This is a genomic window from Pararhodobacter sp., from assembly GCF_034676075.1.
In the GTDB taxonomy this organism is placed as follows: domain Bacteria; phylum Pseudomonadota; class Alphaproteobacteria; order Rhodobacterales; family Rhodobacteraceae; genus Pararhodobacter.
In genome coordinates this window covers 1-13,952 of the sequence record NZ_JAUCCQ010000104.1, presented here as the reverse complement: position 1 = coordinate 13,952, position 13,952 = coordinate 1, and the positions used below count along the sequence as shown (strand labels likewise).

Here is a 13,952-nt window from a genome sequence, read left to right as displayed (position 1 = left end):
CGGCCATTCCGGGCGCTCCGCCCTCATCGACTTCGTCGCCCGCAAACCCTGAGCCATCTTCGTTCTGCAAATATCCTCGGGAGGATTTTCAAGGAGGGTGGAAAACCCTCCTTGAAGCAGGGGGCGCGGGGGGCGGCAGCCCCCCGCCTTTTCCGTCAACTGCGGGTGACAGTCCCCGAGCTCTGCGTCACGCCCGCATGATGATGCAGGTCGTGGACCCCGTGGCGTAGATCTTGCCATCCTCGACGCCGGTGATCACCGCCTCCGCCACGGCGGTCGAGCGGCCGGCGTGCTGGACCCGGGCCCGGCATTCGACCAGCACCCCGGGCTTCAGCGCGCGGGTCAGGTTCACCTTGTATTCGAGCGTGGTATAGACCGAGCCCTTTTCCAGCACCGTCGCCACCGCGCAGCCGAGCGCGCTGTCGAGGATCGTGCCGTACCAGCCGCCATGCACGCCGCCCATCGGGTTGGAATGCTTGAACTCGGCCGAACCGCGGAAGGCCACTTCGCCCTTCGCCGCTTCATGCAGGCGGAAGTTCATCACCTCGGCGATGGGGGCGCCCGGCAGGGTGCCGTCGCGGATCGCCTCGATGAACTCGAGGCCGGTCATCCCCGCCATGGTGGCGCGGTCGGGGATCTCGTCGGGGGAACGGGCGACAAATTGTTCGGGCATCGGGGCCTCCCTCAAGCTGCGGCAAAGCTAGGCAGGTCCCGGCGTCGGGGCCAGCCCTGAGGTCCGGCCCCGACGCAACGTCACGCGGTTACTGCCCGGCGGGCGCGGGATTGGCGTCCAGCCAGGCGCGCATGAAGGCGATCTCGGCCTCCTGCGCCGCGATCACCGCTTCGGCCATGGCGCGGATCTGGGGGTCCTGGCCGTGTTCCAGCACCACGCGGGCCATGTCCACGGCGCCCTGATGGTGCGGGATCATGCCCAGCACGAAATCGCGGTCGGCGTCGCCGGTGAGGGGGACATCCATCTCGGCATGCATGCGGGCATTGATCTCGGCATAGGCTTCGGCCGCGGCCGCGGCCGTCGTTGTGCCATGCGTCATGCCGTGGCCGGAATGGTCGGTGCTCTGCGCCAGTGCCGGCAGGGTCATGAGGGCGAGAGCGGCGGCGGTCAGGGTCATGCGCATGGGGGATCCTCCGGTTCAAATGCCCGGCGAGAGAACTGGATTCCCCCTGCTGGAAGGCAAATCACGCTGCAGTGAGTTCAGCCCTGCCGGGCCTCGGCCAGCGCTTCGGGCAGGACCCGGGCGAAGGCCGCGAGCTGGGCCTCGGGCCCGGCCGAGACGCGGATGCATCGGTCATGGGGCGCCACAAACGGCATGCGGATGAAGACCCCGCGTTTCACCACCCCGGCCAGCACCTTGCGGGCGAAATCGCCGTCCCGCCCGCAGTCGATGGTGACGAAATTCGTCGCCGAGGGCAGGGCGCGCAGCCCGTTGTCGGCGGCGATGGCGTTGAGGCGGGCGCGGGCCGCGCCCACCTGAGCGATGGTCTGCGCCAGATGCCCCTCGTCCGCCAGCGCCGCCAGCGCACCGATCTGCGCCGCGCGGTTCATGCCGAAATGGTTGCGCACCTTGTCGAAGGCGGCGATCAGCCCGGGCGCCCCCACCGCATAGCCGACCCGCGCCCCCGCCAGCCCATAGCCTTTGGAGAAGGTGCGGAAGCGGATCACCCGCTCGTCGTCGGGGTCGATTTCGGGCGCGGTGCCTTCTGGGGCGAATTCGACATAGGCCTCGTCCAGCGCCAAAAGCGTGCCCGCGGGCACCTGTTCGATGGCGCCGCGGATCACCTCGGCCCCGTGCCAGCTGCCCATCGGGTTGTCGGGATTGGCGAGGTAGGCGAGCTTCGCCTCGACCTCGCGCGCGCGGTGCATCAGCGCCGTCGGATCCTCGTGATCGCCCAGATAGGGCACCTTGTGCAGCACGCCGCCGAAGCCCGCGACATGGTAGTTGAAGGTGGGATAGGCGCCTTCCGAGGTCACCACCGCATCGCCCGGCTCGACCAGCAGCCGGACGAGATAGCCCAGAAGCCCGTCGATCCCCTCGCCGACGATGATATGCGCGGGCGTCACACCCAGTTTCGCCGCAAGCGCCTGTTTCAGGTCGTGGTTCTCGGGGTCGCCGTACATCCATTGCTCGCCCGAGGCGCGGGCCATCGCCTCGATCGCCCGGGGCGAGGGGCCGAAGCCGTTCTCGTTGGCGCCGAGCCGGGCCTCAAAGGCGCCGCCGCGAGCGCGTTCCTGCGTCTCGGGGCCGACGAAGGGCACGGTGGCGGGCAGGGTATCGACCAGGCGGGTGTAGCGGGGGCTCATCGGGTGGCTTCCTTGGCGTCCTGGAGCCAGGTCCAGATCCGGAGGGGGGTGAGAGGCATGTCGACATGACGCACGCCCCGGTCCCAGAGGGCATCGAGCGCGGCGTTGGAGAGGGCCGAGAGCGCGCCGACGGTGCCGGCCTCGCCGCAGCCCTTCATGCCGATCGGGTTGTTCTTGGACGGCGTCGGTTCGCTCACGAAGCGGATGAAGGGCACGTCCGCGGCGCGTGGCATGGCGTAATCCATCAGCGAGCCGGTCAGCAGCTGGCCGTCGTCGTCAAAGCGCAGATCCTCGGTCACCGCCTGACCGAAGCCCTGCACCACGCCGCCATGCACCTGACCCTCGGCCAGCTGCGGATGCATCAGCACGCCGAGGTCATCGACAGCGAGGTATCGGTCCAGCCTGAGCGCGCCGGTTTCGGGGTCGATCTCGACCTCGCACAGATGCGCGCCGTTGGGGAAGCTGCGCCCGGCCAGTTGCGTGCGTTTCTCGTGGCGCAGAAGGTCCTTGCGGCCCTTCTGGCGGGCGAGGTCGGCGGCTTCCATCAGCGTCAGGCGCCGGTTCGAGCCGGGAGCCGAGAAGATGCCTTCGTCGAAGGTGAAGGGCGCGGCCTCGATTTCCGCCTCCAGGAAGGCGGTGAAGGCGGCGACCATCTGCTCGACCGTGCCGAGCGTCGCCGCCGATTGCACGGTGACCGAACGCGAGCCGCCGGTGCCGCCGCCCCGGGTGATCAGGTCGCTGTCGCCCTGCACCACCTCGATCCCGTCGAAGGGCAGGCCGGTCAGATCGGCGAGGTACTGGGCATAGACCGTCTCATGCCCCTGACCGTTCGACTGGGTGCCGACATAAAGCCGGGCGCCGGTTTCGGTCAGCTCGACCACCGCGGCCTCGCTGTCCTCGCCCAGGATGGATTCGATGTAATAGCTGAGGCCCATGCCGCGCAGCAGGCCCTTGGCCTCGCTTTCGGCCCGGCGCTGCGCGAAGCCCGCGACATCGCCCAGCGTCCCGGCCCGGGCCAGCACCCGGCCGAACGAGCCCACGTCATAGGTCATCTCGCCCGGGGTGCGGTAGGGGAAGGCGCCCTCGGGGATGAAATTGCGCTGGCGGATCTTCAGCGGCGAGAGGCCCAGCTCGCGCGCCGCCATGTCCATGGTGCGTTCAAGGAGGGTGATCGCCTCGGGCCTTCCGGCGCCGCGATAGGCATCGACCGGCGTGGTGTTCGTATAGATCCCCTGCACGTCGAGCGTGGCGCAGGGGATGTCATAGACCCCGGTCAGCACCTTCGAGAACATCTCGCACTGGATGTTCTGGCCGAATTGCGAGTTGTAGGCACCGAGGTTCGAGCGGTTCTGCACCCGGTAGGCCAGGATCTTGTGATCGGCGTCGAAGGCCAGTTCCGCCAGGCTTTCCAGATCCCGGGCGCCGTTGTCGGCCAGCATCGCCTCGCTGCGGTCGGAAAGCCAGGCGACCGGCAGACCCAGAGCGATGGCGGCCTGCGCCAGCGCGTATTGTTCGGGGTATTGCATGGACTTCATGCCGAACCCGCCGCCCACATCGGGGGTGGTGACATGCACCTGCTCGGGCCTGAGGTTCAGGAACTTGGCCAGTTCCCGCTTGTGGCCCCAGACGCCCTGTCCATTATAGGCGAAATGCAGCCGCTCGCCGTCCCAATGGGCGAAGGCGGCGCGGGGTTCCATGCTGACGGTGGTGACGCGGTTCTGGCGCACCGACAGGCGGGTGACATGGGCGGCCTTGGCAAAGGCCGCCTCGACCGCCTCGGCATCGCCCAGATGCCAGTCGACGGGCAGGTTGTCGGGAACCTCGGCATGGACGGCGGGACCGCCGGGGAAAAGGTTCAGATGCGCGGGCTTCTCGTCGTAGTCGAGGACAATGGCCTCGACCGCGTCCTGGGCCTGGGCTTGCGTCTCGGCCAGGACGATGGCCACCGGCTCGCCCATGTGGCGCATGACGCCATCGGCCAGCGCCGGGCGATGGGTGGCGCGGCCCGGGCGGCCCAGCCGGTCCTTGGCCAGCACCGCCCAGAGGCTGGCGGTGATGCCCGCGGCTTTCAGATCCTCGGCCGTCAGGATGGCGTGGACGCCGGGCAGGGCCATGGCGTCGGCGGTATCCAGCCCGGTGATCACCCCATGCGCGACCGGCGCGCGCAGGAAGGCCGCGCTGAGCGTGCCCTCGGGCAGGATGTCGGACAGGTAGCGGCCGGTCCCGGTCAGAAACCTCAGATCCTCGCGCCGCAAGACGCCTTGCGCTTTGCCGAAAGCCCGCATGTTACCCCCTTGATGGTCAGGGCGGAGATTACCCGCCGGGGCCGCGAGGGCAAGGGGAGGCGCTCAGGCGCCGAGGTCGAGCACCAGATGATGCCGCGCCGCGCCGAAGCCGTTGAAGCGGGTGGCGATGGCGGCGGAATAGGCGCCCATGCCCTGGACCAGCAGGTAATCGCCCTCGGCCAGATCCTCGGGCAGCGCGGGCTCGCCCGGCAGCCGGTCGAGCGAGTCGCAGGTCGGGCCGAAGACGATGCGCGGCCGGGGGGCGCCGGTGCGGCGATGCCCCTCGGGCGAGAGGGCGCAAAGCCGGTCGGGCGTGCCGATGCTGGGCAGTTCCGCGAAGGCGCCATAGATCCCGTCATTCAGGAACACCGGCCCGTCATCGCGCAGCGCCTTCACCCGCGCGGCCAACGCCATGGCATCGGCGACCATGGCCCGGCCGGGTTCGCAAACCAGCGTCGGGGCGTCCGGGCCGAAGACCTCGGCCGTGGTGCGGGCGATGGTGGCGAAGATCGCGTCCAGCGGCGGGGCATCGGTGTGGTGACGGCGCGAGGGGAAGCCGCCGCCGGTGTTCAGCCGGGACAGCCGGATCGGCCCGGCGATGCGGCGGGCGGCGCGGATATAAGCCTCCCAGGCGGCGGGGTCCTGGCATTGTGTGCCGGGGTGGAAGGTCAGCGCGGGGGCGAACCCGGCTTTCGTCACACGGTCGAGGAGGGCCGCCGCCAGCCCCTCCTCCGCGCCGAATTTGGCGCCGAAATCATAGGCGGCGCCCGCCACCGGCAGTTTGAAGCGCACGGCGATTTCGGTCTGCATGCCACGGGCGCGGCGGGGCGGGACCAGCGCGATCAGCTTGTCGAGTTCGCTGTGGGAATCGACCGAATAGCTGGCCACGTCCTGCGCCACGGCCAGCGCGATCTCGGCCCGGGCCCGCACCGGGTTGTTGTAATGCAGCGCCGCGCCGGGGATCAGGCGGCGGACCAGGGCGATTTCCTCGGGCGAGGCGACGTCGAAACCGGTGATCCCGGCGGCGGCGAGATTGGCGAGGATCGTCTCGTCCGGGTTGGCCTTCACCGCATAGGTGACGAGGCCGGGAAACCCCGACAGGAACCGCCGCGCCTGCGCCTGCAGCGCGGCGGGCGAGAGGAAGAGGACCGGATCCTCGGGCTGATGCGCCCGCAGGTAATCGACCGGATCGGACCAGAGGCTGTCGGCAAATCCCATGGCGTGTCCTTTCGCGCCGCTGCTCGATGGGGCCGGTTCAGGCCGGCTCTGCTTTCAGGATGCCGCGAAATGATGCGTCCTGAAGCCAGCATTTCGGTTGATCTGCGCCATGGCTTCGTTAATTTGACGAGGGTTTCGTCATTTTGCGGGGTGGCCATGGACGAGCTGGACCGGGCGCTGGTGTCGCTGCTCATCGCCGATGCGCGTCAGCCGCTGGCGACGCTGGCCCGCAAGCTGAAGGTCGCGCGCAGCACCGTGCAATCACGGCTGGAGCGGCTGGAGGCTTCGGGCATCGTACAGGGCTATACCGTGCGGCTGGCGCAGCCGGCGGAACGGCCCTTGATCCGCGCCTCGGTGCTGGTCTCGATCGAGCCGCGCAACCAGACCAACATCCTGGCGCGGCTCAAGGCGATGGCGGAGGTCGAGCGCGCCTTCACCACCTCGGGCCGGGTCGATCTGCTGTTGCAGGTGGCGGCGCCGACCACCGAGCAGCTGGACGCGGTGCTGGATGCGATCGGGGCGATGCCGGGGGTGCGGTCGTCGGAAAGCCTGATCCACCTGAGCGTCAAGATCGACCGCGGCGCCTGATCAATACTCGCCGCTCCAATAGCCGCGTCCGTCCTGCGGGTCGATGTAGATCGTGACCGGGCTGCCGGGCGGCGGCAGGCTGGCGACGGGGCGGGGGACCGAGGTGCCGGTCAGACCGCTTTCGTCGCTCCAGAGAAGCCGGGCCTTGCCGCTGGCTTTCTTGCCCCAGGGGCGGATCTCGGTGACGCTGGCGCCGCGCGCCTCGCCCGCCTCGACCGCCCGGCGGCGCGAGGCGACCTGCCCGCGGGCCTTGCCGAGCAAGAGGAGCCCCAGCCACAGGATGGTGGCGCCGATCAGCCCGAGGATGCTGCCCAGCCAGCGACTTAAGCCGGGTTCGAGTTCGGACACGGCGGGATTGCTGGCGAGATAGCGCAGCTCGACCCCGGACCGGCCCCGGGATTCATGGTAGAACCCCTGGGAGACGTGGAAGACTGCGGAATGCAGGTGCCCGGCCTCGTCCCGGAAACTGACGTCCAGGTAATGGCGGTAGCTGATCCCGCCGTCGCGCCGCCGGGCCGAGGTCGTATAGGCGTTGTCGATCTGCGCGGTTGTGGTGACGCCGCCGCGGTCGAGCCGATGGTCCTTGAAGAGGTGCCACAGCCCGACCGACCCCATGGTCAGCCCGACCACCAGCAGCAGGAGGCCGGGCCAGAAGACCGGGCGTTCCAGATAGAGCGCGCTGGTCGGAACCGGGCGGGGGGCGGGGGCTTCGGACATGGCGTGAACCGGGAAAAGGCAAGGATCAAATCAGGCCGGATGATGCGGGAAATGCGGTTCCGATCAAGCCGGGATCGCGGCTTTCACGCGCTGTTGCGCCGGGCGGGACCGCGGCCTTTGCCACGGCGGGCCCGCCCGGGGCGGGGCCGGGTCAGTAATCCCCTTCCCACCAGCCGCGCCCGCTGCGCGGATCGACATAGACCGCGACCGGCTCGCCGATGTCGGGCAAGGCCTCGGTCGTGACCTGACCCGAGCGGCCGCGGGTGGTGCCCGCCTCCCAGCCGAAGGTCCAGCGGTTGGACTTGGCCTTGCCGATGCGCTTGTGGTCGGTGACTGTCGCCATCCGCCGCTCGCCCTCCTGCGCGGCCCGGCGCTGGGCGCCCGCTCCGCGCAGCAGCACCAGCAGCGAGATCAGCAGCGCGACGCCGAAGCCGATGGCGATGTAGCCGACGATCTTGCCGGTGCGGCCGGTCTGGCCAAGGACCAGCTCGATCGTCGTCGGATGGGAGCGGGCATAGCGGACCGGCAGAGTGGAGCCGGTGCGGTTCGCCTCGTAAAGCCCGGCGCTGACCGAGCGGTTGACCTCGACCGGGGCACCATCGGGGCCGGTGAAGCGGATCACCAGGTTGTAGTTGCGCGAGGTGGAGCCGTTCGAGCGCCGGGTAACGCTGGTCGAGCGGTCGATGACGACGCCTGTCGTGTCGACGCCCTCGTTGGCCAGCAGCGCGGCCTCGCGCAGTTCATAAACGCTGAAGGCGGCCGTGAGGCCGCCCATGATCAGGAAAACGAAGGCGAGGACAAAGCTCGCGCGTTTGGTATAGATTTTTCGGGAAAGGGTCGGGCGGTCCATGAAAGGCTCCTGAAAACGGGCCAATATCGCGCCCGTCTCCGAAGTGATATCCGCCGCCCGCCGAAAATCAATCGGTGGCGAGGGCCCGTGCCGCGGCCTCGACCGCGCCCGGCCCGTGGTCGATCCCCAGCGCCTTCATCCCGGTATCCATGACCGCCAGCGCCCCCAGCGTCATATGCGCGTTGACGTGGCCCATATGGGCGATGCGGAAATAGGCGTCCCCTGCGGGATCGCCGGGTTCCGCCATGCCCAGGCCGATGCCCAGCGTGACGCCCGCCTGATGTTCGCACCAGTGCCGCAGCCGCGTGCCGTCCTTGCCCGAGAGCCGGGCGGCGGTGACCGAATGGCCGCGCCGGGCCGGGTCCTGGATGTTCAGGCGAAAGGCGCCGCCCTGGCCCCAGGCCTCGGCCGCGGTCCAGACGGCGCGGGCCAGCGCGCTGTGGCGGGCCCAGACATTCTCCAGCCCTTCCTCGTGGATCATCGACAGCGCTTCGCGCAGGCCGAAGAGGTGATGGGTGGGCGCCGTGCCGTACCAGTTTTCATAGAAGAACTGGGCGGTGTTGCGGGGCGTCCAGTCCCAATAGGGCGTGCGCAGGTCCGAGTGTTTGCCGACCTCCTTCGCCTTGTCCGAGAAGAAGACGAAGCCCAGGCCGGGCGGGGTCATCAGCCCCTTCTGGCTGGCGGCGATCATCACGTCGACGCCCCAGTCGTCCATGCGGAACTCGTCGCACGCCAGCGAGGCGATGCAATCGACCATCAGGAGGCCCGGGTGGCCGAGGTCGTCCATGAGCTTTCTGACCGCCGCCACGTCGTTCAGCGCGCTGGTCGCGGTATCGAGATGGGTGACCATCACGGCGCGGGCATCGGGGGCGGCTTTCAGTGCGGCCTCGGCCCGGGCCAGGTCGATGGGTTCGCGGCCGAAATCGGTGATCAGCGGCTCCACGCCCAGCTGGCGGGCGTGTTCGGCCCAGCCATGGCCGAAGCGCCCGGTGGCCAGCACCACCGCCTTGTCGCCACGGCGGAAGACGTTGGTATTGGCGGCCTCCCATGTCCCGTGGCCGTTGCCGATATAGATGGCGAGGTTCTGCTCGGTGCAGGCGACCTTCTTCAGATCGGCGCGCAGCGGCGCGACCATGTCCACCAGCGAGCCCTCGTAGATATTGGGCGCGGCGCGGTGCATGGCGTTGAGCACGCGGTCGGGCATGACCGAGGGGCCGGGGATGGCCAGATAGGGACGGCCATTGGCGAGCGACATGCCGGGAACTCCTGAACCTGTGTAGTGTGTCGCCGGACATTAGGCACGGGGGCGGGGGCTGTGCAAGGGGCGGCGGCGGACCTATATCCGGGGCTGATGGAGAGAATGCCGATGCCCGATCCGATCCTTTCGCCCGATGCCCGCTGCGCCCCGGTTCCCGGGCGCGGATTCCTGCGCGTCACCGGGCCCGACCGCGAGAAATTCCTGCAAGGTTTGGTCACGCAGGACATGGGCCGGGTGATCCGCGAGGGCATCGGCTATGGGGCGATGCTGACGCCGCAGGGCAAGCTGCTGGCCGATTTCCTGCTGGTGGCGGAACCCGAGGCGGTGCTGATCGACGTGGCCGAGGATCTGGCCGAGGATCTGGCCCGGCGGCTGGTGATGTTCAAGCTGCGCTCGAAGGCCGCGGTGGAGCGGGTCGAGGGCGTGGTCACCCGCGGGATCGGGCCGATGCCCGAGGGCGCGCTGGCCGATCCGCGCGACCCGGCGCTGGGCTGGCGGCTTTACGGCGTGGCACTGGAACAGGGCGCGCCGGTCGATTGGGAGGCGCTGCGGATCGCGGCGCTGGTGCCCGAGACCGGGGCCGAGCTGGTGCCGGGCGACAGTTTCGTGCTGGAACTGGGGTTCGAGCGGCTCAACGGCGTCGATTTCCGCAAGGGCTGTTATGTCGGGCAGGAGGTCACGGCGCGGATGCACCACAAGACCACGCTGCGCCGGCAGTTGATGGTCCTGTCGGTCGCCGAGCCGGTGCCGGTGGGAACGCCCGTCCTGATGGAGGACGGACGCGAGGCCGGGGTCCTCTATACCCAGGCCGGGGGCCGGGGGCTTGCGCTGATGCGGGTCGACCGGGCCGAGGGGGCGTTGAGCGTGAGCGGGCAGCCGGTGACGGTGGTTTCGGCGTGACGGGTGGTCGGCAGGTGGGGTGAAACCCCACCCTACAGGACGACCGTGCCCCGGGGGCGATGCCTGGCAGGGCAGGGGGCTGAGGTCGGATGGTGGGATGAAATCCCACCCTACGCGGCGGTGGTCCCGGGGGTAGGGTGGGATTTTATCCCACCGTCCCGCACCGCAGACAGGGCGTTTTCAATCCGCCGTGCCGACCGCCAGCAGTGCGACGCCGACGCGGCGGCCTTCGGACAGCAGGATGTTATAGGTCCGGCAGGCGGCGGGCGAGGCCATGGGCTCGGCGGCGATCCCGGCCTCTTCCAGCGTCTCGCGGAAGCCCTTCGGCAGATGGGCGATCTCGGCCCCGGTGCCGACGAAGAGCACGTCGAGCTGACCGGCCAGCGGCAGCAGCGTCGCGGTATCCTCGAACCCGCCCCAGGCCACCACCTGCCCGGGTACGATCACCACCGGCGCCGGATGCGCCACCCCGCCAATGCGGAAGAAATCGGCACCATAGCCCTCGATGGGCTGGGCGGTGCCGAAGTCGATCTCGGTCAGCCTCATTTCGAGGACGAGGTGGCGAATTGCGTGCCCGCCTTGTCGCCGCCCTTGCCCCAGTCGCGCTTGACGCCCAGCAGCTTGACGATGACCGCGGCGACATAGATCGACGACCAGGTGCCGACGAAGATGCCCCAGATCATGGCGAAGACGAAGCCGCGGATCACGTCGCCACCCAATACGAAGAGGGCGATGAGCGCGATCAACGTGGTGAACGAGGTCATCAAGGTCCGCGTCAGCGTCTCGTTCAAGGACAGGTTCATCACGTCCAGAACCTCGCGCTGCTTGTACTTGATGAGGTTCTCGCGCATCCGGTCGAACACCACCACCGTGTCGTTCAGCGAATAGCCGACGATGGTCAGCAGCGCGGCGATGATCGCGAGGTCAAAGCGCAGCTGCAAGATGACGAAGACGCCGATCGTCAGGATCAGGTCGTGGATCAGCGCGGCCACCGCCCCCAGCGCGAACTGCCATTCGAACCGCAGCCAGATGTAGATCAGCACCGCCCCCAGCGCCGCCAGGACGGCGAGGACCGCTTCCTGCACCAGCTCGCCCGAGACCTTGGGACCGACCGATTCCACCGAGGCGAAGGTCAGCGTGGGATCGACGCCCTGCAGCGCGCTCTGGACCTGGGCCAGAACGGCAGGCGAGACGGCCTCGCCATCTTCCGGCGCCTGGATGCGCATGCTGGTGACATGCTGGTCGGCGCGGAAGCTCGGGTCATAGACCTCGGTGATGGCGATGTCGCCCAGACCCAGCGGCGCCAGCGCCTCGCGGTAGGCGCCGACATCGACGGGCTGGGTGGCTTCCGTGCGGATCGTGGTGCCGCCGCGGAAGTCGATCCCGAAGTTCAGGCCGATGGCGAAGAAGACGGCGATGGAGGCGGCGATCAACACCATGGACAGGCCGAAGGTGTATTTCCACGGCCCCATGAAGTTGATGTCGGTATCGTCGGGAACGATTTTCAGCCGATACATTCTGTGTCGCTCCTCAGAGGTTCAGCGTCTTGGGACGGCGGCGTTGGAACCACCAGACGATGATCAGCCGCGTGACGAAGATCGCCGAGAAGACCGAGGTGACGATGCCCAGGCCCAGGGTGATGGCGAAGCCCCGCACCGGGCCCGAGCCCAGCGCATAGAGGATCGCCGCGGTCATGAAGGTGGTGATGTTGGCATCGAGGATCGCCGACATGGCGCGTTCGTAGCCCAGCTCGATGGCCCGGGCGGGCCCGCGCGCGGTGCGCAATTCCTCGCGGATCCGTTCGAAAATCAGCACGTTGGCGTCCACTGCCATGCCGATGGTCAGCACGATCCCGGCGATGCCGGGCAGGGTCAGCGTGCCGCCGATCAGCGACAGGATGGCGAAGATCATCGCCACGTTCATCAGCAGCGCGACATTGGCGATCCAGCCGTAGAAGCCATAGCTCAGCCCCATGTAGAGGAGCACCGCCGCCATGGCGACGACCGCGGCGACCTTGCCGGCATCGACGCTGTCCTGGCCCAGCTCCGGGCCGATGGTGCGCTGTTCCAGCACCTGGATCGAGGCGGGCAGGGCGCCCGCGCGCAGCAGGATCGCCAGCTGGGTCGATTCCTCGATGGTGAAACGGCCGGTGATGATGCCCGACCCGCCGGGAATGGCGCTCTGGATCACCGGGGCCGAGATGACCTCGTTGTCCAGCACGATGGCGAAGGGGTTGCCGATGTTCTCGGCCGTGTAGAGGCCGAAGGCCCGGGCGCCCGCCGGGTTGAAGCGGAAGCTCACCGCCGGGCGGCCGTTCTGGTCGAAGGTCGGCTGCGCGTCGGTCAGTTGCTCGCCCGAGACGACGGCGGTCTGTTCGAGGACGTAATAGACGCCCTGTTCGTTCATCGCCGGATAGACCACCTGGCGCGGCCCCGGGGTTTCGCTGCCGTTCGAGGTGGTGCGCACGACCGGATGGAAGGTCAGCCGCGCGGTGCGGCCGATGAGGTCCAGCACCTCGTCCGCCGAGCCCACGCCCGGCACCTGGATCAGCACGCGGTCGGCGCCCTGGCGCAGGATGGTCGGCTCTCGCGTGCCGGCCTCGTCGACGCGGCGGCGGATGATCTCCAGCGACTGGCGCATGGTGCGGTCATCGGTCGCCAGACGCTCGGCTTCCGAGAGGGTGACGATGATCTGGCCGTTGTCCTCGTGGATGTCGAGGTCCTGTTGGCCGATCCCGGTCAGGGTCTGCATCGGCTGCGAGAGGGTGCGCACGACTTCCAGCGCCCGCGCCATCCCCTCGGCATTGCCGATGGCGACGCGCAGCACGCCCGGATCGTCCGACGGCATGCGGCGGACGCCGCCCACCGTGGCGCGCTCGGCCCGGAGCAGGTCGCGGACCTCGGGCCAGAGGGCGTCGATGCGGTCGGCATAGACATCCGAGACACGGACCTCGACCAAGAGATGCGCCCCGCCCCGCAGGTCGAGGCCCAGGTTGATCGTGTCCGAGGGCAGCCAGTCGGGCCAGAGCGCCCGCTCGGCCTGAAGCTCGGGCGTATCGTTCCCCGCGGCGATCTGGGCCACGGCGTCGTTATGGCGCTCGACACGGTCGTAAAACAGGTTGGGCGCGGAGAACACCACGGCGGCGAGGCAGATCAGGATGACCAGCGCGCGCTTCCAGAGCGAGAATTGCAGCATGGGGGAACCTTGCGTGGAGGTCCGCCCGCAGCCACGCCGCGGGCCGGATCCGGTGCGGCGGGCTTAGTCGGCCGTGGCGGGCTCGGTCTTCGACAGGACGCTGGTGACGGTCGAGCGGACGACGCGGACCTTGACGCCCTCGGCGATCTCCACCTCGATCTCGCCGTCTTCCTTGACCTTCGAGACCTTGCCGATCAGGCCGCCCGCGGTGACGACCTGATCGCCCCGGCGCAGGCCTTCGACCATCGCACGGTGCTCCTTCATCTTTTTCTGCTGCGGGCGGATCAGCAGCATCCACATGATCAGGAAGATCAGCGCGAAGGGAATGATCTGCGTGGCGAGACCGGCAGCGCCGGCACCGCCGGCGGTCTGCGCGAAAGCGGGGGTGATGAACATGAGGCTCCTCAGGTGGGGACGGGACCGGAGAGGCCCGTCAGATCTGGCGCGCACCCTATATGGGGGCCGGTGCGAGTTCAAGCGAGAGGGGAGGGGGCAGAAACCGCCCCGTTTCGGCGGTTTTTCGCGGTACAGGCCGGGTCTGGCGGGAGGCCGGCCTAAGAGACGGCAAAGAGGGGGGGGGGGGGGGGGGGGGGGGGGGGGGGGGGGGGGGGGGGGGGGGGG

The 13,952-nt window shown here is 69.0% G+C and carries 14 protein-coding genes; 2 read left to right on the top strand and 12 right to left on the bottom strand.

Annotation, left to right across the window (positions count from 1 at the left end; all coding sequences use genetic code 11):
- Positions 1–187 precede the first annotated feature (187 nt).
- The 5 genes from VDQ18_RS18700 to VDQ18_RS18680 form a co-directional block, all read right to left on the bottom strand.
- Positions 188–673 (bottom strand): PaaI family thioesterase, encoded by a 486-nt coding sequence (locus VDQ18_RS18700; RefSeq protein WP_323022419.1) that lies wholly within the window; start codon positions 671–673, stop codon positions 188–190.
- A gap of 88 nt (positions 674–761) precedes the next feature.
- Positions 762–1,136 carry a DUF305 domain-containing protein gene (locus VDQ18_RS18695; RefSeq protein ID WP_323022418.1) on the bottom strand — a complete coding sequence of 125 codons (375 nt, stop codon included), beginning with the start codon at positions 1,134–1,136 and terminating at the stop codon, positions 762–764.
- A gap of 77 nt (positions 1,137–1,213) precedes the next feature.
- On the bottom strand, positions 1,214–2,320 hold the full coding sequence (locus VDQ18_RS18690; protein WP_323022417.1) for a pyridoxal phosphate-dependent aminotransferase: 1,107 nt from the start codon (positions 2,318–2,320) through the stop codon (positions 1,214–1,216).
- Positions 2,317–4,605 (bottom strand): xanthine dehydrogenase family protein molybdopterin-binding subunit, encoded by a 2,289-nt coding sequence (locus VDQ18_RS18685; protein ID WP_323022416.1) that lies wholly within the window; start codon positions 4,603–4,605, stop codon positions 2,317–2,319. Before VDQ18_RS18685 ends, VDQ18_RS18690 begins: the two co-directional genes overlap by 4 nt.
- 63 nt (positions 4,606–4,668) lie before the next feature.
- Positions 4,669–5,823 (bottom strand): type III PLP-dependent enzyme, encoded by a 1,155-nt coding sequence (locus VDQ18_RS18680; protein ID WP_323022415.1) that lies wholly within the window; start codon positions 5,821–5,823, stop codon positions 4,669–4,671.
- A gap of 156 nt (positions 5,824–5,979) precedes the next feature.
- Between VDQ18_RS18680 and VDQ18_RS18675 the strand changes: the two genes are divergently transcribed.
- The gene (locus VDQ18_RS18675) at positions 5,980–6,411 is read left to right on the top strand and encodes an Lrp/AsnC family transcriptional regulator (RefSeq protein ID WP_323022414.1); all 432 of its coding nucleotides are present in this window, start codon (positions 5,980–5,982) and stop codon (positions 6,409–6,411) included.
- On the opposite strand, the gene VDQ18_RS18670 is transcribed toward VDQ18_RS18675, so the two are convergent.
- From VDQ18_RS18670 to VDQ18_RS18660, 3 genes are all read right to left on the bottom strand, one after another.
- Positions 6,412–7,128 (bottom strand): DUF3592 domain-containing protein, encoded by a 717-nt coding sequence (locus VDQ18_RS18670; RefSeq protein WP_323022413.1) that lies wholly within the window; start codon positions 7,126–7,128, stop codon positions 6,412–6,414. It lies immediately after the preceding gene.
- Between the two features lie 151 nt (positions 7,129–7,279).
- The gene (locus tag VDQ18_RS18665; RefSeq protein ID WP_323022412.1) at positions 7,280–7,978 is read right to left on the bottom strand and encodes a DUF3592 domain-containing protein; all 699 of its coding nucleotides are present in this window, start codon (positions 7,976–7,978) and stop codon (positions 7,280–7,282) included.
- 67 nt (positions 7,979–8,045) lie between these two features.
- Entirely contained in the window at positions 8,046–9,233 is a 1,188-nt protein-coding gene (locus VDQ18_RS18660; RefSeq protein ID WP_323022411.1) for a pyridoxal-phosphate-dependent aminotransferase family protein, read from the bottom strand.
- A 111-nt stretch (positions 9,234–9,344) separates the two neighbouring features.
- Between VDQ18_RS18660 and VDQ18_RS18655 the strand changes: the two genes are divergently transcribed.
- Positions 9,345–10,136: a folate-binding protein gene (locus tag VDQ18_RS18655; RefSeq protein WP_323022410.1), complete on the top strand. Its 792-nt coding sequence runs from the start codon at positions 9,345–9,347 to the stop codon at positions 10,134–10,136.
- Between the two features lie 180 nt (positions 10,137–10,316).
- On the opposite strand, the gene VDQ18_RS18650 is transcribed toward VDQ18_RS18655, so the two are convergent.
- The 4 genes from VDQ18_RS18650 to yajC form a co-directional block, all read right to left on the bottom strand.
- Positions 10,317–10,682, bottom strand: coding sequence for an Mth938-like domain-containing protein (locus VDQ18_RS18650; protein WP_323022409.1), 366 nt, complete (start codon positions 10,680–10,682; stop codon positions 10,317–10,319).
- Positions 10,679–11,653 (bottom strand): protein translocase subunit SecF, encoded by a 975-nt coding sequence (gene secF / locus VDQ18_RS18645; RefSeq protein WP_323022408.1) that lies wholly within the window; start codon positions 11,651–11,653, stop codon positions 10,679–10,681. Before secF ends, VDQ18_RS18650 begins: the two co-directional genes overlap by 4 nt.
- Positions 11,654–11,666: 13 nt before the next feature.
- Positions 11,667–13,331 carry a protein translocase subunit SecD gene (gene secD, locus VDQ18_RS18640; RefSeq protein WP_323022407.1) on the bottom strand — a complete coding sequence of 555 codons (1,665 nt, stop codon included), beginning with the start codon at positions 13,329–13,331 and terminating at the stop codon, positions 11,667–11,669.
- A 63-nt stretch (positions 13,332–13,394) separates the two neighbouring features.
- A complete protein-coding gene (yajC, locus tag VDQ18_RS18635; RefSeq protein ID WP_323022406.1) occupies positions 13,395–13,727 on the bottom strand; it encodes a preprotein translocase subunit YajC in 333 nt (110 codons plus the stop codon).
- Positions 13,728–13,952 lie beyond the last annotated feature (225 nt).